At 68.7% G+C, this 24,999-nt stretch carries 24 protein-coding genes; 12 read left to right on the top strand and 12 right to left on the bottom strand.

The genetic code is table 11. The annotated features are described in order from the left end of the window. Positions 1-6: 6 nt before the first annotated feature. Positions 7-600 (top strand): histidine phosphatase family protein, encoded by a 594-nt coding sequence (locus MRBLMX7_RS01835; RefSeq protein ID WP_363365936.1) that lies wholly within the window; start codon positions 7-9, stop codon positions 598-600. Here MRBLMX7_RS01835 and trmD read toward each other — a convergent pair. From trmD to rpsP, 4 genes are read right to left on the bottom strand one after another with little or no spacing between them, the layout of a single operon-like run. Next, a complete protein-coding gene (gene trmD / locus MRBLMX7_RS01840; protein WP_363365937.1) occupies positions 597-1,301 on the bottom strand; it encodes a tRNA (guanosine(37)-N1)-methyltransferase TrmD in 705 nt (234 codons plus the stop codon). The genes MRBLMX7_RS01835 and trmD overlap by 4 nt on opposite strands. Before the next feature lie 19 nt (positions 1,302-1,320). Continuing rightward, positions 1,321-1,923 (bottom strand): ribosome maturation factor RimM, encoded by a 603-nt coding sequence (gene rimM / locus MRBLMX7_RS01845; RefSeq protein WP_363365938.1) that lies wholly within the window; start codon positions 1,921-1,923, stop codon positions 1,321-1,323. Positions 1,924-1,925: 2 nt separating this feature from the next. Next, positions 1,926-2,156: an RNA-binding protein gene (locus MRBLMX7_RS01850; protein WP_050721075.1), complete on the bottom strand. Its 231-nt coding sequence runs from the start codon at positions 2,154-2,156 to the stop codon at positions 1,926-1,928. Positions 2,157-2,162: 6 nt separating this feature from the next. Then, positions 2,163-2,600, bottom strand: a complete 438-nt coding sequence (rpsP, locus tag MRBLMX7_RS01855; RefSeq protein ID WP_363365939.1) for a 30S ribosomal protein S16 — start codon at positions 2,598-2,600, stop codon at positions 2,163-2,165. 207 nt (positions 2,601-2,807) lie between these two features. On the opposite strand from rpsP, the gene MRBLMX7_RS01860 reads away from it, so the two are divergent. Further along, a complete protein-coding gene (locus MRBLMX7_RS01860) occupies positions 2,808-3,959 on the top strand; it encodes a glutamate--cysteine ligase (RefSeq protein ID WP_363365940.1) in 1,152 nt (383 codons plus the stop codon). A gap of 22 nt (positions 3,960-3,981) precedes the next feature. Here the strand turns inward: MRBLMX7_RS01860 and MRBLMX7_RS01865 are convergent, their stop codons facing one another. After that, a complete protein-coding gene (locus MRBLMX7_RS01865) occupies positions 3,982-4,953 on the bottom strand; it encodes a sugar-binding transcriptional regulator (RefSeq protein ID WP_050721078.1) in 972 nt (323 codons plus the stop codon). A 102-nt stretch (positions 4,954-5,055) separates the two neighbouring features. Here MRBLMX7_RS01865 and MRBLMX7_RS01870 point away from each other — a divergent pair, with 102 nt between their 5' ends. The 3 genes from MRBLMX7_RS01870 to glpK all read left to right on the top strand — a co-directional run bounded on the left by MRBLMX7_RS01870 (position 5,056) and on the right by glpK (position 9,174). Continuing rightward, positions 5,056-6,765: a glycerol-3-phosphate dehydrogenase/oxidase gene (locus MRBLMX7_RS01870; RefSeq protein WP_363365941.1), complete on the top strand. Its 1,710-nt coding sequence runs from the start codon at positions 5,056-5,058 to the stop codon at positions 6,763-6,765. 93 nt (positions 6,766-6,858) lie between these two features. Further along, positions 6,859-7,620, top strand: a complete 762-nt coding sequence (locus tag MRBLMX7_RS01875; protein ID WP_363365942.1) for an MIP/aquaporin family protein — start codon at positions 6,859-6,861, stop codon at positions 7,618-7,620. Positions 7,621-7,659: 39 nt separating this feature from the next. After that, the gene (glpK, locus tag MRBLMX7_RS01880) at positions 7,660-9,174 is read left to right on the top strand and encodes a glycerol kinase GlpK (protein ID WP_050721081.1); all 1,515 of its coding nucleotides are present in this window, start codon (positions 7,660-7,662) and stop codon (positions 9,172-9,174) included. A 67-nt stretch (positions 9,175-9,241) separates the two neighbouring features. Here the strand turns inward: glpK and MRBLMX7_RS01885 are convergent, their stop codons facing one another. Beyond that, entirely contained in the window at positions 9,242-10,156 is a 915-nt protein-coding gene (locus MRBLMX7_RS01885) for a hypothetical protein (protein WP_363365943.1), read from the bottom strand. A gap of 62 nt (positions 10,157-10,218) precedes the next feature. Further along, the gene (locus tag MRBLMX7_RS01890) at positions 10,219-11,115 is read right to left on the bottom strand and encodes a LysR family transcriptional regulator (protein ID WP_363365944.1); all 897 of its coding nucleotides are present in this window, start codon (positions 11,113-11,115) and stop codon (positions 10,219-10,221) included. Between the two features lie 78 nt (positions 11,116-11,193). Here MRBLMX7_RS01890 and MRBLMX7_RS01895 point away from each other — a divergent pair, with 78 nt between their 5' ends. Beyond that, positions 11,194-12,105 carry an EamA family transporter gene (locus MRBLMX7_RS01895; RefSeq protein WP_363365945.1) on the top strand — a complete coding sequence of 304 codons (912 nt, stop codon included), beginning with the start codon at positions 11,194-11,196 and terminating at the stop codon, positions 12,103-12,105. A 6-nt stretch (positions 12,106-12,111) separates the two neighbouring features. On the opposite strand, the gene ffh is transcribed toward MRBLMX7_RS01895, so the two are convergent. Next, the gene (gene ffh / locus MRBLMX7_RS01900) at positions 12,112-13,671 is read right to left on the bottom strand and encodes a signal recognition particle protein (protein ID WP_363365946.1); all 1,560 of its coding nucleotides are present in this window, start codon (positions 13,669-13,671) and stop codon (positions 12,112-12,114) included. Positions 13,672-13,711: 40 nt separating this feature from the next. Beyond that, positions 13,712-14,296 (bottom strand): TetR/AcrR family transcriptional regulator, encoded by a 585-nt coding sequence (locus MRBLMX7_RS01905; protein WP_363365947.1) that lies wholly within the window; start codon positions 14,294-14,296, stop codon positions 13,712-13,714. Between the two features lie 119 nt (positions 14,297-14,415). Between MRBLMX7_RS01905 and lipB the strand changes: the two genes are divergently transcribed. Both lipB and lipA read left to right on the top strand, forming a co-directional pair. Next, on the top strand, positions 14,416-15,069 hold the full coding sequence (gene lipB / locus MRBLMX7_RS01910; protein WP_363365948.1) for a lipoyl(octanoyl) transferase LipB: 654 nt from the start codon (positions 14,416-14,418) through the stop codon (positions 15,067-15,069). Further along, on the top strand, positions 15,066-16,058 hold the full coding sequence (gene lipA, locus MRBLMX7_RS01915) for a lipoyl synthase (RefSeq protein WP_363365949.1): 993 nt from the start codon (positions 15,066-15,068) through the stop codon (positions 16,056-16,058). Before lipB ends, lipA begins: the two co-directional genes overlap by 4 nt. Before the next feature lie 107 nt (positions 16,059-16,165). On the opposite strand, the gene MRBLMX7_RS01920 is transcribed toward lipA, so the two are convergent. Both MRBLMX7_RS01920 and ftsY read right to left on the bottom strand, forming a co-directional pair. Continuing rightward, positions 16,166-16,666, bottom strand: coding sequence for a DUF2004 domain-containing protein (locus MRBLMX7_RS01920; RefSeq protein WP_050721087.1), 501 nt, complete (start codon positions 16,664-16,666; stop codon positions 16,166-16,168). 54 nt (positions 16,667-16,720) lie between these two features. Next, complete coding sequence (gene ftsY, locus MRBLMX7_RS01925) at positions 16,721-17,593, bottom strand: signal recognition particle-docking protein FtsY (protein WP_050721088.1); 873 nt, start codon at positions 17,591-17,593, stop codon at positions 16,721-16,723. Positions 17,594-17,621: 28 nt separating this feature from the next. Here ftsY and MRBLMX7_RS01930 point away from each other — a divergent pair, with 28 nt between their 5' ends. Then, positions 17,622-18,284, top strand: a complete 663-nt coding sequence (locus MRBLMX7_RS01930; protein WP_363365950.1) for a hypothetical protein — start codon at positions 17,622-17,624, stop codon at positions 18,282-18,284. Between the two features lie 113 nt (positions 18,285-18,397). Here the strand turns inward: MRBLMX7_RS01930 and smc are convergent, their stop codons facing one another. Then, entirely contained in the window at positions 18,398-21,943 is a 3,546-nt protein-coding gene (smc, locus tag MRBLMX7_RS01935) for a chromosome segregation protein SMC (protein WP_363365951.1), read from the bottom strand. Between the two features lie 573 nt (positions 21,944-22,516). Between smc and MRBLMX7_RS01940 the strand changes: the two genes are divergently transcribed. Genes MRBLMX7_RS01940 through MRBLMX7_RS01950 form a run of 3 tightly spaced genes read left to right on the top strand, consistent with a single transcriptional unit; the run spans position 22,517 to position 24,975 of the window. Then, positions 22,517-22,798 (top strand): hypothetical protein, encoded by a 282-nt coding sequence (locus MRBLMX7_RS01940; RefSeq protein WP_363365952.1) that lies wholly within the window; start codon positions 22,517-22,519, stop codon positions 22,796-22,798. Positions 22,799-22,810: 12 nt separating this feature from the next. Next, positions 22,811-23,899: a GNAT family N-acetyltransferase gene (locus tag MRBLMX7_RS01945; protein WP_363365953.1), complete on the top strand. Its 1,089-nt coding sequence runs from the start codon at positions 22,811-22,813 to the stop codon at positions 23,897-23,899. Next, the gene (locus MRBLMX7_RS01950; protein WP_363365954.1) at positions 23,896-24,975 is read left to right on the top strand and encodes a GNAT family N-acetyltransferase; all 1,080 of its coding nucleotides are present in this window, start codon (positions 23,896-23,898) and stop codon (positions 24,973-24,975) included. Before MRBLMX7_RS01945 ends, MRBLMX7_RS01950 begins: the two co-directional genes overlap by 4 nt. Positions 24,976-24,999 lie beyond the last annotated feature (24 nt).

The following is a 24,999-nucleotide window of genomic DNA, read 5'->3' on the forward strand; positions in this document are numbered from 1 at the left end:
GGACGCATGATCCCGCAGGACCGTCACGTACCGGAGCATCTGTTCCTGGTGCGTCACGGCCAGACCGACTGGAACCTCGAGCATCGGATGCACGGCCAGCTGGACTCGCCGCTCACCGCGGAGGGGCTCCGCCAGGCCGAGAGGATGGCGGAGCTGCTGTCGGACCGAGGAGTCGCAACCGTGTGCTCGAGCCCACTCGGTCGCGCGCTGCGCACCGCCGTCGTCATCGCCGAGCGGACGGGCGCCGACCTCGTCGAAGTCCCCGAGCTCGCGGAGATCCATCACGGCGACCTGGCCGGCCTCACCTGGGAGGAGGCGGACGAGAGATTCCCCACGGCCCGCGCTGAGCGCGCGGAGAACCGTTACGGGTGGGCGTTCCCCGGTGGTGAGAGCTACGCGCAGGCGCGGGCGCGGGCACGTCGCGCCCTGACGGCGTGCGGGTGGGCGTCGACCGGTATCCCGGTGCTCGTGAGCCACGAGATGATCGGGAGGATGCTGCGCGCCGAGCTGCGGGGTCTCGACGCCCCGACCGCGCTCGGCCTCCGGCATCCCCACGGTGTGGTGTTCGAGATCGAAGGCAGGGGCGAACGGATGCTCTAGCCGTCGGTCTCGGCGAGCAGGTCGGGTCGGCGGGTCCGCGTGCGCTCGATCTGCTGCTCACGACGCCATGACGCGATGGCCGCGTGGTTGCCGCTGAGAAGCACATCGGGCACGGCGCGTTCGCGCCACGCCGACGGCTTCGTGTAGGAGGGGTACTCGAGCAGCCCGTCCTCGTGCGACTCCTCGACGAGGCTCTCCGGGTTGCCGACGACGCCGGGGATCAGACGGCCGATGGCCTCGATCATCGCCATGGACGCGACCTCTCCCCCGTTCAGCACATAGTCGCCGAGGCTGAGCAGTCTCACCTCTCCGAGGTCGGCAGCGTACTCGAACACCCGTTCGTCGATGCCCTCGTAACGGCCGCAGCCGAAGACCAGGTGCTCGCGCGTGCTCAGGTCGCGCGCTGTCGCCTGAGTGAACACCTCACCGGCGGGCGAGGGGAAGATGATGGTCGGCCGATCGGACACGGGCTCGCGCGTGACCAGGTCGTCCAGCGCCGCTCCCCAGGGCTCGGGCTTCATGACCATGCCGGCACCGCCGCCGTAGGGCGTGTCGTCGACCGTCCGATGGCGGTCGTGCGTCCAGTCGCGCAGGTCGTGCACGGCCAGGTCGAGGATGCCGGTGCTGCGCGCCTTCCCCAGCAGGGAGAGCGTCAGGCCGTCGAAGTACGACGGGAAGATCGAGACGACGTCGATGCGCACGGGAGAACCGTACCCGGGGTCACTCGGAGGCGTCGGAGTCCGTGGACTCCCCCGCGCCCTCGGTGCTGTCGGCGTCGGGGAGCTCCTCGAAGAGCCCGGCCGGCGGTGTGACGATGACACGCCCGGCGCTGACGTCGACGGTGGGGACGATGGCTTCGACGAACGGAACCATGACCTCCTGCTCGCCTGCCTTCACGATGAGGAGGTCCTGTGCGGGCATGTGCTCGACGCGCGCGACGCGGCCGATCACGACGTCGTCGCGGACGACGTCGAGTCCCACGAGCTGGTGGTCGAACCAGGCATTGTCCTCGACCTCGTCGGCGTCCTGGTCGATCCAGAGGATCGCGCGCACGAGCCCCTCGGCAGCCGAGCGGTCGTCGACGTCGTCGAGGAAGACGACGGGGTTGCCGTTCATGACGCGGTACTCGCGCACCGTCACGGTCTTGCCGTGCCACGGAGATGCCTCGGGCACCTGCAGCGTGAACTCGGCGCCCGGCACGAAGCGACGCTCGGGGTTGTCGGTGTACAGCTCGAGCTTCAGAGCGCCCTTGAGGCCGTGGGCCTTGACGAGACGCCCGACGCGGAGCTGGTTCTTGCCCTGGTTCTTGTCCTTCGGCACCACGGTCAGTCGTCCGCGACGTCGACGCGGACGCGACGGCCATCAGCCAGGGCGGTGATGAGCGTGCGCAGTGCCTTGGCGGTGCGGCCGCCGCGCCCGATCACGCGTCCACGATCGTCGGGGTGCACACGCACCTCGAGAAGGTCGCCTCGCGGCGAGGTGGAGGCGTTGATACGCACATCCTCCGGGTGATCGACGATCCCCTTGACGATGTGTTCGAGCGCGGCGGCGAGCACAGCGGATTACTCGGAGTCGGCGGCGGGAGCCTCAGCGGCCTCCGCGTCGGCCTCGGCGGCGGGAGCCTCCGCAGCGGGAGCCTCCTCCTTCTTCTCCGCCTTGGGCTTGATGACCGACTTCTTGGAGGAGTCGGCCTCGAAGGCCGTCTTCTCCTCGGCGACCTTGAGGGTGGACTTCGCGTCCTTGTCACCCTTGAAGGTGCCCCAGTCGCCCGTGATCTTGAGCAGCGCGGTGACCTGCTCGGTCGGCTGCGCACCGACGGACAGCCAGTACTGCGCACGCTCGGAGTCGACCTCGATGAACGAGGGCTCCTCGGTGGGGTGGTACTTGCCGATCTCCTCGATCACACGACCGTCGCGCTTGGTGCGCGAGTCGGCGACGACGATGCGGTAGTACGGCGCGCGGATCTTGCCCAGGCGCTTGAGACGAATCTTGACAGCCACGATTCTCCTGAATTGTGTGGAAAGTGACGAACCGGTCGCCTGGAGAGTGGGGTGCACTCCCGGCGGAAGCTCAAAGGGAGGACTCGTGCTGGATAGAGGGTCGAGCACGTCGTCCGACCCTCTATTCTGCCAGATCCACGCGCCAGGAGCGAAACGCGGCGACACGGGCCTTGCCGTGTCGCCGACGCTGCGTGTCAGACTGAGCGCGTGCCCCTCGAGTTCGCGTCCTCCGCACGCTCCACCGTCGGCCTGGAATGGGAGATCATGCTCGCCGATCCGGCGACCGGCGATCTCGTGGGCCGCGCCCCCGAGCTGCTGTCCGCTCTGGAGGCCGAGAGCGCCGATGAGCGCCACACGGTCACAGGCGAGCTCCTCACCAACACGATCGAGGTGACCAGCGGCATCGGCGACTCCGTGGCGCACGCCGTCGACGACATCGCGAACGCGATCTCCGCTGTGCGCACCGCCACCGATCCCGCCGGTATCGAGTTGCTCTCCGCGGGGAGCCACCCCTTCGCGCAGTGGTTCGATCAGGAGGTCACCGACAAGACGCGCTACCACACGCTCATCGAGCGGACCCAGTGGTGGGGTCGCAACATGATGATCTGGGGAATCCACGTGCACATCGGCGTGGAGGACAAGCGCAAGGTCATCCCGATCATCAACGCCCTCGCGGCGTACCTCCCGCACCTTCAGGCGCTGTCCGCGTCGAGTCCGTTCTGGGCGGGTGAGCGCACCGGGTACGCCTCCAATCGCGCACTGGTGTTCCAGCAGCTTCCGACGGCAGGTCTCCCCTGGCAGCTCGCCGACTGGTCGGAGTACGAGTCCTATCTCGACGACATGGTGCGCACAGGGGTCATGGCGGATGCGACCGAGGTGCGGTGGGACATCCGCCCCGCCCCGCGCTGGGGGACGATCGAGATCCGCGCCTGCGACGGTCTCTCGTCCCTTCCCGAGCTGGCCGCCGTCGCCGCGCTCGTCCAGGTCCTGGTGGAGCATCTCTCCCGCGAGCTCGACGAGGGACGCGCTCTTCCGACCCTGCCCTCCTGGTACCACCGCGAGAACAAGTGGCGCGCCGCTCGCTACGGCCTCGACGCACGCGTGATCGTCGATGCCGCCGGCACGCAGCGTCCTGTGCGCGACCACGTCGCGGAGATACTGCAGGACCTCACGCCGCTCGCCGTGGAACTCGGCTGCGTGCGGGAGTTCGGCAGCATAGACACGATCCTCACGGACGGCGCGAGCTACGAACGGCAGCTGACGATCGCGAACGCCACCGGTGGGGACCTGCAGGCGGTCGTGCAGCACCTGATCCGCGAGTTCCGGTCCGGCCCCGAGGCCTCGACCGACATCCCCTGAGCCGCGCCGACCGTCGACGCCCCTAGTCCTCGACGAGCCGTCGTGCGAGCCCCTCGTCGAGCACGACGTCGGTGACGAGGTCGGCGGCGATCGCGGCGCGCAGGCTCACCAGCTTGGGGATGCCGGAGACCACGCACACGCGTCGGGGAACACGCCGCAGCCTGTCGAGCCCCGGACCCGTCGCCCGTGCGTTCACCCTGATGTCCCGCCAGGAACCGTCGGCGCGGAAGAACACGGTCGCGACATCGCCGATCGCGTGGTCCTCCCGAAGGCTCCGGTAGTCGTCTCGTCCCAGGTACCCGCCGACGTAGACCCGACTGGGCACCTCCGCAGCAGGCGATCCGAGGCTGAACACGGCGATGTCCATCTTGGCCTGCAGGTCGAGCACCCGTCGCGTGCTGCGCTCGCGCCACATCGCCTCACGGGTCGAGGGATCGTCGAAGAAGGCCGGGACCGGGAACTGCTGCACCTGGGCGCCGAACGCGCTGCCGAATCGCTGGAGGATGTCGCTGGAGTACTCGACGCCGCTCGTCTGCGTGTTGCCCGCGCCGTTGAGCTGCACGAAGGTCGTGTTGTGCGTCTCCTTCTGCGTGAGACCGCGGCTGACCGCGCTGATGGTCGACCCCCAGGCGACGCCCACGATCATGTTGGAGTCGACGAACTGCGAGAGCAGACGGCCGGCGGTGAGCGCCACACGCTCGAGCCTCTCGACCTCGCTGACGATCTCCGGCGTCGGCACGACGTGCGCCACGACCCGATGCCGATCGCGGATCCTCTGCTCCAGCATCCCGAGCCGTTCGAGCGGAGAGTTGATGCGGATGTCGACGAGTCCGCTCTCGCGGGCGAAGCTCAGCAGCCGGGAGACCGAGGAGCGCGACGTCTTCAGCTCCTGGGCGATGACCTCCATCGTCTTGTCCTGCATGTAGTACAACTGTGCGGCGGTGAGCGCCGCGATCAGCTTGGAATCGCGGGATCCCGCATCCGACTGGGCCATCTGGTCCTCCTCGACCTCGATCCTTGCACATATGTGCAGTGGACTTGCGCGCGCGGATACATCGGGTCGATGCTGGGGGCACGCACAGAAGAGAGGTCGAAGATGATCGAGTCGACACACTCGTCACCGGAGCGCGCAGAGGTCCGCGCCGTACGAGAGAACGGACGCACGAGCGTCCTCATCATCGGAGCGGGGATCAACGGCATCTCGACGTTCCGGGACCTGGCCCTGCAGGGCGTGGACGTCGTCCTCGTCGAGCGCGGCGACTTCGCCTCCGGGGCCTCCGCCGCGTCGAGCCACATGATCCACGGCGGCATCCGGTACCTGGAGAACGGCGAGTTCCGCCTCGTCCGCGAGTCCGTCGAGGAGCGCAACGGCCTCCTCAAGATCGCACCGCACTACGTCAAGCCGCTGCAGACGACGATCCCGATCTACTCCACGTTCTCGGGCATCCTCTCGGCTCCCCTCCGCTTCCTGACGCACAAGAGCGGCAAGCCGCAGGAGCGCGGCGCCTTCCTCATCAAGATCGGCCTCACGATCTACGACACGTTCTCGCGCGACGGCGGCACGGTCCCCCGCCACCGCTTCCTCGGACGCAAGAAGTCGCTCGCCGAACTCCCCCACCTCGACCCGAACATCAAGTACACCGCGACGTACTACGACGCATCGATGCACGATCCCGAGCGCCTCGCGCTCGACGTGCTGCAGGACGGCCGCGCGGCACACCCCGGCGCGGTCGCGCTGAACTACGTCGAGGCGATCGCCCGCGACGGCGACAAGGTGATGCTCCGCGACCGCGAGAGCGGCACCGAGTTCGCGGTCACCGCAGACGTCGTCGTCAACGCTTCGGGCCCCTGGACCGACCTCACGAACGACGCGCTCGGCACCGACACGCACTTCATGGGCGGCACCAAGGGATCGCACATCGTGCTCGATCACCCGGAGCTCCTCGAGGCGACGCGTGGACGGGAGATCTTCTTCGAGCACTCCGACGGCCGCATCGTGCTGATCTACCCGCTCAAGGGCCGGGTGCTCGTCGGCACCACCGACATCGACGCCGACCCGCGCGAGGTCCCCGTCTGCACGGACGAGGAGATCGACTACTTCTTCGATCTCATCCACCACGTGTTCCCGCAGATCGCGGTGACGCGCGAACAGATCGTCTACAACTTCTCCGGCATCCGCCCGCTCCCCCGCCACGAGGACACGGCTCCCGGATTCGTGTCGCGGGACTACCGCGTCGAGGTCGACCGTAAGGGCGCCGTACCGCTCGTCAGCCTCGTCGGCGGCAAGTGGACCACGTTCCGCGCGCTCGGCGAGTCCCTGTCCGACACCGTGCTCGGATTGATCGGACGCACGCGGACCGTCTCCACCGCAGGTCGGGCGATCGGCGGCGGACGGGACTTCCCCCGCACCGAGAAGGCCCGTCGCATCTGGATCCAGGAGAACCTGCCCGGCGCCGGGGATCGGTCCGAGAAGCTGCTCGCCCGCTACGGCACCCGCGCCGCCCAGGTGTGGGAGTACATCGAGCAGGGTGCGGACACTCCTCTCGCCGGCGGCGATCTCTCGACCCGTGAGCTGGAATGGATGGTGAAGAACGAACTCGTCGCCCGCCTCCAGGACGTGATCCTGCGCCGCACGAGCATCGCCTTCACTGGAAATGCCGATGCCGAGGTGCTCGAAGAGGTTGCGGACGCCCTCGCCCCGCTGCTCGAATGGGACCGAGAGCGGCACGACGCCGAGCTCGAACAGACCCGTCTGCTGCTGAACGAACGACACGGACTCGAGATCCCGTCCCGCGCCCGCGGCTGACGAGAGCTCCGAAGCGCCGCCCTCCTCGCGGCGTAACTCCCATAACGTGCCGGGGCTGAGGGGCCCCGGCACACAAGAAAGGTCAATGAAGACATGACTGATGTGAATCTCGGTCTCTACTTCCTCTCGGAGTTCGTCGGCACGGCGATGCTGATCCTCCTGGGGTGTGGAGTCGTGGCGAACGTCGCCCTGGCCAAGAACAAGGGCTACGGCGGCGGCTTCCTGATGGTCAACTGGGGATGGGGTCTCGCGGTCTTCGTGGGTGTCCTCGCCTCCGCCTACTCCGGAGCGATCCTGAACCCGGCCGTCGGCATCGGACTCCTGATCGGCGGGAAGATCGGATTCGCGCAGTTCGCTGTCGCGACCGCCGCCGAGCTCCTCGGTGCGATCGTCGGTGCCATCCTCACGTGGCTCGCGTACAAGCAGCACTTCGATGAGGAGCCCGAGCCCGCCAACAAGCTCGGCGTCTTCTCGACCGGCCCCGCGATCCGCTCCTACGGCTGGAACCTCGTGACCGAGGTCATCGGCACTTTCGTGCTCGTTTTCGCGGTGTTCGCGTTCGCCGACTACGGCGTCGCCGACATCGGCGTCCCCGGAGGCCTCGGACCGCTCAGCGCCCTGCCCGTCGCCCTCGTCGTGGTCGCGATCGGCGCGTCGCTCGGTGGCCCCACCGGGTACGCGATCAACCCTGCCCGCGACCTCGGCCCTCGCATCGCGCACGCGATCCTGCCGATCAAGGGCAAGGGTTCGAGCGACTGGTCGTACTCGTGGGTGCCCGTCGTGGGCCCCCTCATCGGTGGCGCCCTCGCCGCCCTCGCCGCGCCGGTCCTCCTGGGCCTCGCCGGCGCCGCCTGACCCTGATCGCCCGCAGATCGATTCAAAGGAGAACACACAATGGCTGACTACATCATCGCGATCGACCAGGGGACGACGTCGAGCCGCGCGATCATCTTCGACAAGAAGGGCAGCATCGTCGCGACCGGCCAGAAGGAGCACGAGCAGATCCTGCCGAAGGCCGGCTGGGTCGAGCACGACGCGTCCGAGATCTGGCGCAACGTGCAGGAGGTGATCGGCCTCGCACTGAGCCGCGCCGACCTCACCCGGCACGACATCGCCGCCGTAGGCATCACGAACCAGCGCGAGACCGCGGTGGTCTGGGACAAGAACACCGGCAAGCCTGTGTACAACGCGATCGTGTGGCAGGACACGCGCACGCAGGAGATCGTCGACCGCCTCGCGGGCGACGAGGGTGTCGACCGTTTCAAGTCGATCGTCGGCCTCCCGCTGGCCACGTACTTCTCCGGGACCAAGATCACCTGGATCCTCGAGAACGTCGACGGCGCCCGCGAGAAGGCCGAGGCCGGCGACCTGCTGTTCGGCACGACCGACAGCTGGGTGCTCTGGAACCTCACCGGCGGGGTCGAGGGCGGCGTCCACGCGACCGACGTCACGAACGCTTCGCGCACGATGTTCATGGACCTCGAGACGCTCGAGTGGCGCGACGACATCCTCGAGGCATTCGGCGTGCCGCGCTCGATGATGCCGGAGATCCGCTCCTCCTCCGAGGTCTACGGCGCAGCGGAGAGCTCCTCCCTGCTGCGCGAGACGCCGATCGCCGGCATCCTCGGCGACCAGCAGGCCGCGACCTTCGGCCAGGCGGCGTTCGACAAGGGCGAGAGCAAGAACACGTACGGCACCGGTTGCTTCCTCATCTTCAACACGGGCGAAGAGATCGTCCGCTCGAAGAACGGGCTGCTCACGACCGTCGGGTACAAGCTGGGCGACCAGCCGACCCACTACGCGCTCGAGGGATCGATCGCCGTGACGGGATCGCTGATCCAGTGGCTGCGCGATCAGCTCGGCATCATCTCCTCCGCTCCCGAGGTGGAGAAGCTCGCCGAGCAGGTCGAGGACAACGGTGGCGTATACATCGTCCCCGCGTTCTCCGGTCTGTTCGCACCGTACTGGCGTCCGGACGCCCGCGGCGCGATCGTCGGCCTCACCCGCTACGCGAACAAGAACCACATCGCGCGGGCAGCGCTCGAGGCGGTCGCGTTCCAGACCCGCGACGTCCTCGACGCGGTCAACGCGGATGCCGGAGTGGACCTGTCCGAGCTCAAGGTCGACGGCGGCATGGTCGCGAACGACGCGCTGATGCAGTTCCAGGCCGACGTGCTCGGCGTGCCGGTCGTGCGTCCGGTCGTCGCGGAGACCACCGCGCTCGGCGCCGCGTACGCGGCAGGTCTCGCAGTCGGATTCTGGAGCGGTCTCGACGACCTGTCCGCCAACTGGCAGGAGGACAAGCGTTGGGAGCCGTCGATGGACGAGGGCGAGCGGGACCGCCAGCTGCGCCTGTGGCGCAAGGCCGTCACGAAGTCGATGGACTGGGTCGACGAAGACGTGAAGTGATCTCAGGATGCTGAGGAGCGGGCTCGGAGGAATTCCTCCGAGCCCGCTTCCTCGTTCGCGGTCGGGGTCAGAATCCGTTGACAGCCGCGAAGAACGAGCCGGTGCCGTCGACGTTCACCGATCCGCCCTCGTGCGTGAAGGTGACCCGCTCGTAGCCCGCTCCGCTCCAATAGAAGACCTCCGACGAGATCTCGCCGACGCCCCTGCTGAACCGCAGCTGAGCAAGTTGCGTCATCTCGCTCACCACCGAGATCGCGCTCGGGCTCTCCACCACGTGAAGCAACAGCTCGTGCCTCGACGGCACGGCGAACAGCGCACCGTGAGGCGCGGATGTGACACCGGCATCCGCGAGAAGCGCAGGGAAGTCGAGCACGTGACTCGCGGTGAAGAGCGAATCCGTCATCGCCGCGAGGATGCGTCCCGAACCGACCTCGAGAACCGCGAACTCGTCGAGCGGTTCGGCCGACACCGCGTCGATGGCCGTCTTCCACAGGAAGTCCGGGTCGAAGCGGCTGACGATCGCGTCGGGAATGGCGCTCGCTGTCTCAGGGAAGTCCAGCATGAGGATGGCTTCGAGTCCGTCCGCGATCGTCCGCCGGTACGTGAACGCCGCACGGTGGCTCTCGGGGAGGTACGAGCTCGTGATGAGCCGGGCCTTCACGAGCGACAGGATCTCATCGTCGGAGAGGTCTGCCTCTGCGGGCGCGGATCTGCGACTGAACAATCCCGAGATGTGCCGTTCCACGACCTGCGGCCAGTTCTCCCGCGGTTCGACCCTCGCCGCGCGCGAAAGGTTGTACAGCCCGAACTGGCCGCCGGAGGAACTCTGCGCGTACTCCCCGTGGAGAGTGATGGTTCCCTCGGATGCCGGCCACATCTCGGCGAACAGTCGCCGGAGGAAATCCGCCTCCTCGACGGTCAGGTCGTCGAGATCGGGGTCGCGGTCGGCGGTCTTCTTCTTTCCGAAATTCAGAAATCCCACAGGTCGTCTCTTTCTCCGGCCCTCGCCCGAGGGCCGTGCTCGGCGTCGAGGATCGGCGCCGCTCAGGTTAGCCCAGTCGACGCGATATTCAGGAATGCTCGCGCGGTGCTGCGGGGAGCCGTCGCATCCCAGGCCAGATACTCGCTGCGAACGGGTGCTCCGCGCACATCGATGGCGATGACGCGCGCAGACGTACGGCGCACCACGCCCGGTGCGAGCAGAGTGACGGCCAGACCCGAAGCGACGAGGCTGAGGATCGGCTCGACCGCGTCGGCCTCGAACGCGACATCGCGCTGCACACCCGCGGCTTGGAACGCGGAATCGCTCTGCGCACGCCCGGCGGTCCCGGCCGGGAAGTCGGCGAAGGTCTCCCCGGCCAGGTCCGCGAGGGACACAGACCCTTCGGCGGCGACTCGGTGCTCCGCGGCGAGACGGTGCTCGGCGGCGACGACGAGCTGCAGCCGTTCGGTGGCGAGCAGGCGCGAGGCCACCCGATCGGGGGCGGCGCCCTCGCGCAGACCCAACAGCGCCACGTCCAGCTCTCCGGAGCGGATGGCGGTCATCAGAGTGTCGCTGTTCCCCATCCGCATCTCGACCCGGGAGAGCGGATGGGCGATCCGGTACGCGAGCAGCAGCGACGGCACGTCGATCGCCGTGACCGTCGGGATGACGCCCAGGCGCAACGTACCGACGATCTCTCCGGACGCTGCCGCGGCATCTTCGACCGCCTTGTCTGCCGACGTCACTGAAGTTCGCGCATGAGGGAGGAACGCTTCACCCGCCTCCGTGAGTCCGACCCTCCGACTCGACCTCACGAACAGCCTCTGTCCGATCTCGCGCTCGAGAGCGGCGATCTGATGGCTGAGCGCGGATTGTGTGACGAAGCACCGCTCCGCCGCGCGCGTGAAGCTCGACATGTCAGCGACGGCGACCACGTATCTCAACTGCTGGAGATCCATGCACCCATGATCGCGCTTCATGGGTGAAGTGACAACTATGCGTTGGACTCATGAACGTCGTGGCGGGACCCTGGATACATGAACAGGCTGACACTTCTCCTCCTCACGGCCGTCGCTCCGGTGTCCTGGGGCACAACCTACCTCGTCACGACCGAACTCCTGCCTGTCGGCCACCCGTTGCTCGCCGGTCTCCTCCGTTCGCTGCCCGCCGGACTCCTGGCTCTCGCGATCGGACGCACGCTGCCTACAGGGTGGTGGTGGCTCAAGGCACTGGTGCTCGGCATCCTCAACATCGGCGCGTTCTTCCCGCTGCTCTTCCTCGCCGCCGAGCGGCTTCCGGGCGGCGTCGCCGCGGCGGTGGCCGGCGCGCAGCCGCTCATCGTCCTGGCACTCGGCGCACTCGTGCTCCGCGACCGCATCCGACCCGCGGGCGCGATCGCCGCCCTCGCCGGAGCCGCCGGCGTCGCGATGGTCGTGCTCGGTCCGGAGGCGAAGCTCGACGGCTGGGGCATTCTGGCCGCGCTCGGCGGCGTGAGTTCGACGGGACTCGGTATCATCCTCACGAAGCGCTGGGGGCGTCCCACCGGGGTGGGGCCCGTCGCATACGCCGGCTGGCAGCTCACCGCCGGAGGCCTGTTTCTGCTCCCGCTCACGATCACGCTCGAGGGATTCCCCTCGCACCTCGACGGTGGAGCGGTTCTCGGCTACCTGTGGCTGGGTTCGGTCGGCGGTCTCATCGCCTACACGCTGTGGTTCCGTGGCATCCAGCAGCTGCCGGTGATCGCGCCCGGACTGCTCGCGCTGCTCTCACCGGTCGTCGCGACGGTCCTCGGCGTGACGATCGCCGGCGAGCTGTTCACCGGCGCGCAGGCGCTGGGGATCGCGATCGTGCTCGTCGCGCTCCTCGGCGGGCAGATCGCAGCACGGCCACGACGGGGCTCGATCCCGCTCGAGCCCGCGCTCGAAGACGTGGTGCCGACCAGGAGCTGAGACGCCTCAGCCCTTGCCGAAGAGCTTCTGGATCTCGGCGAGATCCGCCTCGGTCGGGGCCTTCGCTCCACCGCCCAGGCCGAAGCCGGAGCCGGTCGGGGTCGACGCGGGAGCGATGCCCGCGTTCTCGGCCGCGCGCTTCGCGGGGTTGCCGGACCGGGAGCCCGACGCCTTGCCCTTGCCCTTCTTCCCACGCTTCGACGACGCCCCCGGACGGCCCATGCCGGGCACGGGGCCCATCCCGGGGATGTTCGGCGTTCCGCCGCGCGCGACGGTCTTCATCATCTTGGCGGCCTGGTCGAAGCGCTGCACCAGCTGGTTGACATCGGTGACCGTCATGCCCGAGCCCTTGGCGATGCGCAGGCGACGCGATCCGTTGAGCACCTTCGGATTACGGCGCTCGCCGGGCGTCATCGACCGGATGATCGCCTCGGTGCGGTCGATCTCGCGCTCGTCGAAGTCCTCGAGCTGCTGCTTCATCTGCCCCATGCCCGGGAGCATCCCGAGCATCTTCTTCATCGAGCCCATCTTCTTCATCTGCTGAAGCTGGTCGAGGAAGTCCTCGAGGGTGAACTGCTCGGTCGCGAGCTTCTCCGCCATCTTGGCGGCTTCCTCCTCGTCGAAGGCCTGCTGGGCCTGCTCGATGAGGGTGAGGATGTCGCCGAGGTCGAGGATGCGGCTCGCCATACGGTCGGGATGGAACGGCTCGAGATCCTCGAGGCGCTCACCGGTCGACGCGAAGATGATCGGACGCCCGGTGACCGAGGCGACCGACAGGGCAGCGCCACCACGCGCGTCGCCGTCGAGCTTCGACAGCACGACACCCGTGAAGTCGACGCCCTCCTGGAAAGCCTTGGCCGTGTTGACGGCGTCCTGACCGATCATGGCGTCGATCACGAAGAGGACCTCGTCAGGGTCGACCGCCTTGCGGATGTCCGCAGCCTGCTTCATCAGCTCGGCGTCGACGCCGAGGCGACCGGCGGTGTCGATGATGACCACGTCGTGCTGCTGACGGCGTGCGTGCTCGACGCCATCTCGCGAGACCTTCACGGGATCCCCGATGCCGTTGCCGGGCTCGGGTGCGTAGATCGTGGCCCCGGCCTGCTCAGCGACGACCTGCAGCTGGTTCACGGCGTTGGGGCGCTGGAGGTCGGCGGCGACGAGGAGCGGCGTGTGCCCCTCCCCTTCGAGCTGCTTCGCGAGCTTGCCCGCGAACGTCGTCTTGCCCGAGCCCTGGAGGCCCGCGAGCATGATGACGGTGGGGGCCGTCTTGGCGAACTGCAGACGACGCTGCTCGCCGCCGAGGATCTGGATGAGCTCCTCGTTGACGATCTGCACGACCTGCTGGGCCGGGTTGAGAGCCTTGTTGACCTCGTCGCCGAGCGCGCGCTCGCGCACCTTCGCGGTGAAGTCCTTGACGACCGCGAGCGCCACGTCGGCGTCGAGCAGCGCGCGACGGATCTCGCGGACGGTGCCGTCGACGTCGGCCGCAGTGAGCTTTCCCTTCGTGCGCAGATTGCGGAAGGTCTCGGTGAGCCGATCGGAGAGCGTGCCAAACGTAGCCATGGTGCTACCGATTCTAGCCGAGCGCTCTGCGCCGTCCGCGTCAGCGCCAGCGGAGGTCGTCGAGGTTCTGCAGGGCGTCGCCGAGCGCGGTCTCGGGCGCCGAGTAGCCGGCGCCCTGTTCGGCCCAGACCCGCAGGGACGACAGGACGGCGGCGGCGTGCGCAGCCCCCAGGATCTCGGCGCGGATCATCGACAGTCCGGAGGCGGATGCTGCGGACGCGACGATCGACGCGAGCCGGGCCAGCCGCAGGGCGGTGTCGCGCGTGAGCTCTTCGTCGAGTCCCATCGCGGTCCGGTTGCGTAGCGCCAGGGCGAGCGGATCCGGCGCGAAGCCGTGCAGCGCGTCCACGAGGACGGTGCGTACCGACGCCGCATCCGCACCTGCGCCGAGCGCACCGAGCGCTGTGCCGACGTCGTCGATGCGGGCGTCCAGTCCCGACCACAGCACGTCGCTCTTGGAGGAGAAGTAGTTGAAGAAGCTCGAGCGACTCACACCGGCACGCTGGGTGATGTCGGCGACCGAGGTCGCGTCGTACCCCCGTTCCAGGAACAGCTCGCACGCGGCCTCCGCGAGCGTCTCTCGGGACGACGCCTTGGGGCGGCCGGCGCGACTCGTGCTGGTCATGAGGACACGGTACCGCGCAGCTTCCGCGGACGATGCCACCTCCACGTTCGAGGAGTATTGTTAGACGCGATCCATCTATATGGACACATCCCCGAACGGCCCTCACAAGGGAGTGCAGCATGCTCGACATCGTCACGGCCGGACTCGCCCCGGCCTACGTCCCGTACACGGAGGGCTGGGACCTGCAGCGCCGAGTCCACGCCGAGGTCGTCGCCGGCACCCGCCCCGACACGCTCCTGCTGCTCGAGCACGAGGCCGTGTACACCGCGGGCAAGCGCACCGAGGCGCACGAGCGCCCGCAGGACGGCACGCCGGTCGTCGACGTCGACCGCGGAGGCAAGATCACGTGGCACGGACCGGGCCAGCTCGTCGGCTACCCCATCGTCCGGCTCTCCGAACCCATGGATGTCGTCGCACACGTGCGGCGGCTCGAAAGCATCCTCATCGACGTCCTGCGTCCGTTCGGCGTCGACGGCTATCAGGTCGAGGGCCGGAGCGGCGTCTGGGTACGTCGGCCCCTGTCGGAGGACAAGGTCGCCGCGATCGGTGTGCGCGTGCAGCAGGGCGTGACCATGCACGGCTTCGCGATCAACTGCGACAACACTCTCGCGGGATTCCGCGGCATCATCCCGTGCGGCATCACCGACGCCGGTGTGACCACCGTGAGCGAGATCACCGGCCGGACCGTCTCCCCCACCGACATCGTGGATGCCGTCTCCGCGGCCTTCGCGAGCGCCTACTCGACCGCCGACCTCGCAGGAGCCTCCGCATGACCACCGCCGCACCCGAGGGCCGCAAGCTCCTCCGCCTCGAGATCCGCAACTCCGAGACGCCGATCGAGCGCAAGCCGGAGTGGATCAGGACCAAGGCCAAGATGGGCCCGGAGTACACGGCGCTGCAGTCGCTCGTGAAAACCGAGGACCTGCACACGGTGTGCCAGGAGGCCGGGTGCCCGAACATCTTCGAATGCTGGGAGGACCGCGAGGCGACCTTCCTGATCGGTGGATCGCAGTGCACGCGGCGCTGCGACTTCTGCCAGATCGACACCGGTAAGCCCGACGCCTATGACACCGACGAGCCCCGCCGCGTGGCCGAGAGCGTGCAGCGGATGGGCCTCCGCTACGCCACCGTCACGAGCGTCGCGCGCGACGACCTCCCCGACACGGGGGCCTGGCTGAACGCCGAGACCGTGCGGCGCATCCACGCGCTCAACCCGAACACGGGCGTCGAGCTGCTCGCGAACGAGCACAACGCCGACCCCGCCTTCCTCGGGCAGATCTTCGAGGCGCGTCCCGAGGTGTTCGCGCACAACGTCGAGACCGTCCCGAGGATCTTCAAGCGCATTCGCCCCGCCTTCAAGTACGAGCGCTCTCTGAACGTCATCGAGCAGGGGCGTGACGCCGGGCTCATCACGAAGTCGAACCTCATCCTCGGCATGGGCGAGGAGCCAGAAGAGGTCGTGCAGGCGCTGAACGACCTGCACGAGGCGGGATGCGACATCATCACGATCACGCAGTACCTGCGGCCGTCACCGCGGCACCTGCCTGTGGCGCGATGGGTCAAGCCGGCCGAGTTCGTCGAGTTCAAGGAGGAGGCGGAGCGGATCGGCTTCCTCGGTGTGCTCGCCGGCCCCCTCGTGCGCTCCTCCTACCGTGCGGGACGCCTGTGGGCGCAGTCGATGACCTCGAAGGGGCGGGAGATCCCCGCGCATCTCGCGCACATCGCCGAGGGCGCCGACCTGGGCTTCGCTCAGGCCGTCTGACCGGGTAGGGCCGTTGGGAGGTAGGCGACGACGCCGGCGTAGGACCATACGCCGGGTAACGGCCTACCTCGGCGAGATCGCCTACACCCCCGACCGGAGATGCGTCGTCAGTCGGCGCTCATGACCGAAAGGACCGCGCCGTCGGAGCCGAGGTTCACGAGCAGGACGTCGTCAGTCGTGTCGGCGTCGAGAGCGTACTCCAGGACCGCGAACGGCTCGGAGCCGCCGTGCTCGTCGGCGAGGATCGTCATGCTCATGAGGCGCAGGGAGCGGATGATGTCGACCGCCGCGTCTCCGCTGACGTCGACCAGCACGTCCTCGATCTCGTCTCCGTAGGCCTCCTGCTGCTGCAGGATGTACTCGGTCACCTCGCTCGTGCGATCGTCGACCTCCGACAGCATGCTGCGTCGCGCGGTTCCGTCGACCGTCTCCAGCCCGGCGATGAGCGAGGCGGCGATGTCGAGCGCGTCGGCGGACACATCGTCCTGATCGGGCGCAGTCAGATCGACGGTCACGCTCTGGTCGCCGAGCTCCACGGTCTCCGACCAGAAGATCGAGCCGTCAGGACCCGATGACAGCAGTCCGAAGTAGTCGTGTTCGATCGCCATACCGATATGAAACCAGCCCGGTGACCGCGGCGGTAGTCCTGTCCTCGCGTGTCGTCAGCCGACCAGCGACTGGACGAACACATGCGGCGTGAAGCCGCTGAGGTCGTCGATGCCCTCGCCCTGGCCGAGAAGCTTCACGGGGATGCCTGTGCGCTCCTGCACCGCGAGCACGAATCCGCCCTTCGCTGAGCCGTCGAGCTTCGTCAGCACGAGCCCCGTCACGCCCGCATGCTGCAGGAAGGCCTCGGCCTGCATCACGCCGTTCTGCCCGGTCGTCGCGTCCAGTACGAGCAGCACCTCGCTGATCGGGGCCTGCTTCTCGACGACGCGTCGGATCTTGGTGAGCTCGTCCATCAGACCGCCCTTGGTATGCAACCGGCCGGCGGTGTCGATGATCGCGATCTCGATGCCTTCCCGCTGCGCGAACTCGATGGTCTGATACGCAACGGATGCCGGGTCCTGGCCCTCCTGCTGCGGGCGGACGATCGCCGCTCCCCCACGCTGCGCCCAGGTGGCGAGCTGGTCGACCGCGGCCGCACGGAAGGTGTCGGCGGCGCCCACCACGACGCTGCGCTGATAGCCGCGCAGGAACTTCGTGAACTTGCCGATCGTGGTCGTCTTGCCGACGCCGTTGACGCCGACGACGAGCACTACGGCGGGACGCTCTGTGAGCTTCAGGGTCGTGTCGAACTTCGCGAAGTGCTCCTCGAGCGTCTCGCGCAGCATCCGCTGGAGATCCTTCGGGTCGGTCGTGCGGTAGCGCTCGACCTTCGCGCGCAGCTCGTCGACGATGCGCTCGCTGATGTCGGGGCCGAAGTCCGCCGTGATGAGCGCGGTCTCGAGGTCCTCCCATGTCGTCTCGTCGATCGTGGGCTTGACGAACATGCCGCGCAGTGCGCGACCGAGGGACCAGGACTTCTCCGCCATGACTCCAGCCTACGGCTACGATCCTGAGATGCCTCCCCGACGGCTCTTCATCCACAGCGCCGAGCGCCCGGTGCACAGTGCCTGGCTTCATCTCGATGCGAATCCGGAACAGTCGCTGGCTCTCGATGTCGGGATGTCCGTGCAGGAGCAGGCGGATGCTGTCCGGAGCGGTTCGCGCACCGAGAGCAGTCTGTTGTTCGCCCACTCGATCCGGGCCGTGCCTGCGGTTCTGGCGGCGCGATCGGCACACGTGTCAGGACTGGTCCTCGTAGAACCGGCTCTCTACGACCTCGCCCGCGGCGTCCCGTCCATCGAGCGACACATCGCGATCGTGTCCGAGGCGCGGGCACTCGCCTCGACCGGTGACCTCCGCGGATGCTGGGCGATGCTGCGACCCGTGATGTTCGGCGGCCCCTTCGACGAAGATCTGTGGGCGACCGAGGCTGCCACGGCGGAGCGCTGGTCCACGACCCCAGTGCCGTGGGGTCACGGAATCCGCGAACGGATGGTGGCTGGGATACCGATTCTCGTGGTCACCGGCGGATGGAACGACGAGTACGAAGCGATCGCGGAGATCCTCTCCTCCCGTGGCGCCGAGCATGTGATCCTGCCCGGCGCGGGGCATCGTCCCCAGGATCTCCCGGGTCTCGGTCCTGTGGTCGAGGAGTTCGAGTCGCGCCTACGCCGGTGACCCGGGCACGGCTTCGGAGTTCGAGCCCGACATGCCGCGCCGGGGCGTCGACACGCCGCGAATTCCGTCCGGACTCCGCAGCCGTGCCCGCAGACCCGGCGGCCGACGCGACGTCAGACCGCGGCCGCCGCACGATCGCCCACGCGCTGCCCGACGACCGCCGAGACCCCGTCCTGCCGCATGGACACGCCGTAGAGGGCGTCGGCGATCTCCATCGTGCGCTTCTGGTGCGTGATGACGAGCAGTTGCGAGCTCTCCCGCAGCTGCTCGAACACCGTGAGAAGCCGCCCGAGGTTGGCATCGTCGAGAGCGGCTTCCACCTCGTCGAGGATGTAGAAGGGACTCGGGCGGGCCTTGAAGATCGCGACCAGCAGTGCCACGGCCGCGAGGGATCGCTCGCCGCCCGAGAGCAGTGAGAGCCTCTCGATCTTCTTTCCGACCGGACGCACCGAGACCTCGATGCCTGTCGTCAGCATGTTGTCGGGATCCGTCAGCGAGATGCTTCCCGAGCCGCCCGGGAACAGCAGAGGGAAAACCTCGCCGAACGCATCCTTCGTGTCTTCGAACGCGCTCGCGAAGATCGTCTGCATGCGCTCGTCGAGGTCGCCGATGATCGTCAGCAGATCTTGCCGCGTCTGGGTCAGATCGGCGAGCTGCTCCGTGAGGAATGCGTGGCGCTGCTCGAGCGCCGCGAACTCCTCGAGCGCGAGCGGGTTGACGCGACCGAGCTGTGCGAGCTTGCGCTCCGCCTCCGAGAGGCGGCGTTGCTGGATGCGGCGGTCGAACGGGATCGCGGTGTCATCGAGCAGCTCGCCATCGGCCGGCTCCGCACCGGGATCGCGAGGTACGAGCTGATCCGGACCATATTCCGCAACGAGAATATCTTCGTCGAGAGCCAGTTCCGAGGCGACCCTCTCGAGCAGGCTGCCGAGGTGCAGCTTCTTCTCGTGGATCTGCAGCTCCAGGCCGTGCACGCTCTCCGTGAGGCCCGCGAGGCGCTCCCGGAGCGACGTCTCCTGGGCACGGAGACCCGTGAGCTCCTCGTTCTGCGCCGACCTCGCGGCCTCGGCCTCGGCCAGAGCGAGACGCGCCTCGCTCACCGAGCGGTCCAGCGAATCGAGGATGCGCGGGAGCTCGTCGGCGACTCCGGATGCTGCCTCGCGCTGGGCCCGACGGATCACCGCACGACGTGCCGCCTCAGCGGCCGCATCGCGCTCCTGCTCGCGTTGCCGCTCGAGTCCGGCGACCCGTGCCTGCGCCGCTCGGACGCGCTCACGGAGCGTCTCGATCTCGAGTCGCGCCCTGACCTCGCCCTCCCGAGCGAGTTCGAGCGCCTCGAGCAGACCATCCCGCGCCGACGCATCCAGTACCGGCCGCGGTGCGGACACCGCGTCGTCGAGCTCTGCCTTCGCGGACTCCGCCGTCCTCTCGGCATCCTCCACGGCGGCCTGCGCCTGCGCGAGGCCGGATTCCAGACGCTCGCACTCGGCGACCGCCGACTCGTGCGTCACGGTGATGCGGTTGACCTGCTCGGCGTGGCTCGCGAGTGCGGCGTCATGCTCACGGAGCGCGCGCAGCGCGTCCTTGGCGTGGCGACGAGTCGACTCGACGGTCTCATCGGCGTCGATCCGCGCTTCGCGCAGCGAGTCGACGATGACCTGCACCTCGGCCATGCGGTCGGTGGCGGCATCGCGTTCGGCCGCGAGTTCGAGGCGCGATCGCTCCCCGCCCGATCCGGTGCGCAGGGTCTGCGCCGTGACGACCTCGCCGGTCGCGGTCACGATCGTGGTCGTCGTGTCGCCCGCGAGGTCGAGTGTCTCCCGTGCCGTCCGCGCGGCCTCGATGTCATCCGCGATCATCACGTGCGAGAGGATGCCGAGCACCCCGTCCGGCGCGGTCACGGTGTCGATCGCGCGGGTGACCCCGGCGATCTGCGGGAGCTCGACGGTGGGACGCAGCGCGTCCGCGACGACGAAGTCGACCACTCCCCTGCGATGCTCACCCGCCTGGGCGGCGAGGGCGAACGCGTCCGCCGCTGTATCGACGAGCACGCCCTCCGCGAGAGGTCCGAGCACCGCGGCGATCGCGGCCTCGAACCCGGCCCGCACCTGCACGGCATCCCCCACCAGGCCTCGGATGCCGGAGCCGCCGGCCTTCACGATCTCTGCGGCGCCGCCGGAGACGGCCAATGCGCTGCTGAGGGCCGCGGCCTTGGCCGTGAGGGCGTCCACCTCGCGCTCGGCCGCGTGCAGACGCTCGCGCAGGGTCTCCCGCTCGGCTTCGGCCGCCGTCGCCGCGCGCTGCGCGCTCTCGTACGCGGCGGAGTGCTCCGCGGCGGTGCCTTCGGGCGCTTCAGCGCCGTCGATGGATTCGAGCGCCTCCGCGGCTTCGCGGCGTCGCGCGTGTGCGGACTCGAGTGCGTTCTCCTGGCGCAGCACCGCTCCGCGCACAGCGGCGAGGGCCGATGCCGCCGCGTCCGCCGTGCCACGCAGCGCGGTCAGGCGCATGTCGTACTGCGAGACCAGAGCGCTCTGCTCGGCGATGTCGACGTCGAGCGTGTCGAGCTCTGCGCGGGCGGCGACGACCTCGCGACTCGCCGACGCCGCGGCATCCTGCGCGTCACCGAGCCCCGCGGAGATCTCCGTGATCTCGTCCTTGGCCTCGTCGATCGTGGCCTGAGTGACGGTCACCGCGGTGACGGCGGCGTCGTCCTCCTCCGACCCGAGGAGGGCCAGTCGCTGGTTCGCGAGCGTGTAGAGCCCGCGCATCCGCTCCTGAACCTGTTCGAGGCCGAATGCGACGCCTCGCGCTTGATCGACCGCGACCGAGTTCTGGTCCTGTTCGAGTCGGGTGATGCTCGCCCTCACGGCCTCGGCCTGATCCGACAGCACCAGACGCTCGGTGTGGCGCTCATGCTCGGTGCGTGTGTGGTCGGCGAGGGCCGTGCGGAGTGCGACGACGTCGTCGGCGAAGATGCGCGCCTTCGCGTCGCGCACCACGGCGGCGATGGTCTGCGCCTCCCTCGCGATCTCGGCCTGCCGCCCCAGGGGCTTGAGCTGACGGCGGATCTCTCCGGCCAGGTCGCTCAGGCGCGTGAGGTTCGTCTCCATCGCGTCGAGCTTGCGAAGGGTCTTCTCCTTGCGCCGACGGTGCTTGAGGATGCCGGCGGCCTCCTCGATGAAGCCGCGACGGTCTTCGGGCGAAGCCTGGAGGACGGTGTCGAGACGCCCCTGCCCGACGATCACGTGCATCTCACGGCCGAGGCCGGAGTCGCTCAGCAGCTCCTGCACGTCGAGCAGACGGCAGTTCTCGCCGTTGATCGCGTACTCGCTCGACCCGTTGCGGAACAGTGTGCGGCTGATCGTGACCTCGGCGTACTCGATCGGCAGCGCCCCGTCGCTGTTGTCGATCGTGAGCTGCACCTCGGCACGCCCCAGCGGGCCTCGCGTCGACGTGCCGGCGAAGATCACGTCTTCCATCTTGCCGCCGCGGAGCGTCTTGGCCCCCTGCTCGCCCATGACCCAGGCGAGTGCGTCGACCACGTTGGACTTCCCCGATCCGTTGGGGCCGACGATGCACGTGACCCCCGGTTCGAAGACGAAGCTCGTCGGCTGCGCGAAGGACTTGAACCCCTTGAGGGTCAGGCTCTTCAGATGCATGCGCGTACCGCGCTTCCCGGCTGGATCACGCCCTCACGCTACCGGAATCCCGCGCCAGGACCGGCATCCCGCGCGGTTCGACGGCGAACGGAACAGCGACGCGACACGCCGGACACGCCCGGGATGCTTGACGTCGGCTGTGAGCCTTCGCTACCGTGAACCTCCGGATCGCCACACGAAAGGAGGTTACCGATGATGATCACTCAGCTGAACGCACAGGCCACAGGCCTCGCCGCGCCCTTTGCGCCGCGCCTTGCGCACTCGGTAACCGCCGGCGTCCGTCGTAGCTCTCTGTCGTAGATCAGAACGCGTGACGGCTCAGCCGCATCGTTCGTCCGCAGAGCAGCCTCCGGAGGACTCCGCCCGTCATCGGGCATCGTCCTCAGCGCGTCTTCGCGCCCCCTCCCGCTGATCCGTCTTCGGATCACGGTTGCCGCCGTCCCGGCGTCCGCATCCTTGCGGTCCGGAACCGGCCCGTCCGCATCGGTCGACCGACGACGCAGCGTCGTCCGTCCGCGCACCGGTGCCGACGCAGTCTCGCCTCATCACCACCATTCACCGAAGGACACCATCGTGAACACCACGCTGTACCGCAGCACCACCCACCCGCCGGATACCGAGGACCAGCTGGTCCTGCACATCCCCGACCACGACGAACTGCAGCGCCTCGCGCTCGCCGATCGTCTTTCCCTCCGGATCGGCCTCTGGCTGCTCCAGAGGGCTCAGCATCCGCCACGGATCCGCCGCATCGCGACGGCCCGCACCGCAGAGCTGATCGATCTCGACCGTCGGACGCGTTCCGCCGCCGAGACCACCGCACTGCTCACGTTCGACCTGCAGCGCCAGCTGCGCTGACCGGAGGCCATCATGAGCATCGGACTCACCGCCGAGGCGACGCTGCATCCGCTCGTGCTCCCCGCACGAGCGGATGCGGCGGACGCCGACGAGTTCCGCGAACTCGCTCGCATCCGCAACCTCGTGTACCGCGAGATCACCGGTCGCGAGGAGCAGGACCTCACTCCCGAAGCACTGCTGCCGCTTCTCCGCTCCCGCGAGGAGCGCACCACTCGCGTCTGGGCGGTCCGCGTCGGTGACGAGACCGTCGGCCGCGCCGTGGTCGACATCCCCCACGAGGAGGGCTCGCGGGTCGCGATCGCGACGGTGGAACTCCGCCCGCGGGTCTGGGGCCGCGGGATCGGCAGCGCGATCCTCCCGCACATCGAGGCCTTCGCCCGCGACCACGGTCGTACCGTCATCCAGAACTGGACGGAGCAGCAGCAGGGCGACGGTGACCGGCTGACAGCGCGCACGGGCATCGGAAGCGTTCCCGACGACCACGTCGCCCGCTTCCTCACCCGGTACGGATTCGTGCTCGAGCAGGTGTATCGCATCAGCAGTCTGCCGCGGACCGCGGAGTCTCACGAGCGGGCGCAGCAGCTGCTCGCGGAGGCGCAGGAGGCGTCGACCGGCTACCGGGTGCTGCAATGGGAGATCCCCACGCCCGCCGAACACGTCGACGGGTTCGCGTGGCTGAAGTCGCGGATGTCGACGGACGCCCCCTCGGCCGGCCTCGACGCCGACGAGGAGGCATGGGACGCCGACCGTCTGATCCGCAGCGAGCAGAGGATCGTCGAGATGTCGCAGAGACTGCTCGTGACGGCGGCCCAGCACGTGGACACGGGCGAGCTGGCCGGCTTCACCGAGCTGGGCATCGGCCCCGATCTCTCGGCGACGACGCACCAGCACGACACCCTCGTTCTCCGCGAGCATCGCGGGCACCGGATCGGTCAGCTCGTGAAGTGCGCGGCTCTGCTCCACTGGTCGGACATCGCGCCGGAGTCGCCGTCGATCATCACCTACAACGCCGAGGAGAACCGGCCCATGCTCGCCATCAACGAAGCCCTCGGCTTCACCGCCATCGCCTACGAAGGCGCCTGGAGAAAGGAACTCGTGTGAACACGATCGCTCTCACCATCACACCGCTGCTCGTCCCGGCATCGCTCGACGATCAGGATGCCGCGGACTTCCGGGCCCTCGGGGCGTTGAACCGGCAGATCTGCGACGAGGAGACCGGGCTCCCCGGCCTCGCGCCGGATGCCGAGCAGATGCTGCCCGCGTGGCAGGAGAACACCGACTCACTGAGCCTGGGCTTCGTCGCGCGCATCGGCACGGAGATCGTCGGCATGCTCTCGATGGACTTCGCCCAGGAGGCCGAGGCCCGTGCCGCGGAGATCGACCTCCTCGTGCCCGAGTCGTCAGCGGGGCTCGGGGTCGAGGATGCGCTTCTCGAACTCGCCGAGCGCGAGGCGCAGGCCCGCGGCCGCACCCTCGTGCAGATGTGGACGCTGCACCGGCCGATCGAGACCGACCGCATGATCACCCCGCGCACCGGATGGGGGCGCATCCCCGCCACCCGCCTGTCGGAGGCGCTCGAGCGCCACGGCTACGTGTGCGAGCAGGTCGAGCGCAACAGCGAGCTGGACCTGCGCGCCGACCCGGCTCTGCTCGTCGCGGCGTTGGCCGAGGCTGAGCAGCATGCGGGACCCGACTACCGCACCGTGCACTGGATGGCGCCGACCCCACCCGAGTACCGGGACGGTTACGCGGCGATCCTCGCCCGCCTGTCGACCGATGCCCCCAGCGGCGATATGGAGTTCGTCGCCGAGGAGTGGGACGCCGGCCGCGTCGTCCGCCGCGATGCGCGCAACACCTCCGCCGGCCAGGCGTTCTCGGTCGTCGCGGTGCAGCACGTCCCCTCGGGCGCGCTCGTCGCCTACAACGAGCTGCTGATCGGCGCAGACCGGTCGGGCGTCACGCACCAGTTCGGCACCCTCGTGGCGCGCGAGCACCGCGGGCACCGCCTCGGCACGATCGTGAAATGCGCGAACCTGCTGCGCTGGCGAGAGCTCATGCCGGAGTCGGCAGTGGTGTCGACGTTCAACGCGGAGGAGAACCGTCCGATGCTGAGCATCAACGAGGCACTCGGATTCGTGCCGGTGTCGTACGCGGGGGCCTGGCAGAAGCGGCTCTGAGGATCATCCGCGCGGAGTACGCGT

This window comes from Microbacterium sp. LMX7-1.2, assembly GCF_040675935.1.
GTDB lineage: Bacteria > Actinomycetota > Actinomycetes > Actinomycetales > Microbacteriaceae > Microbacterium.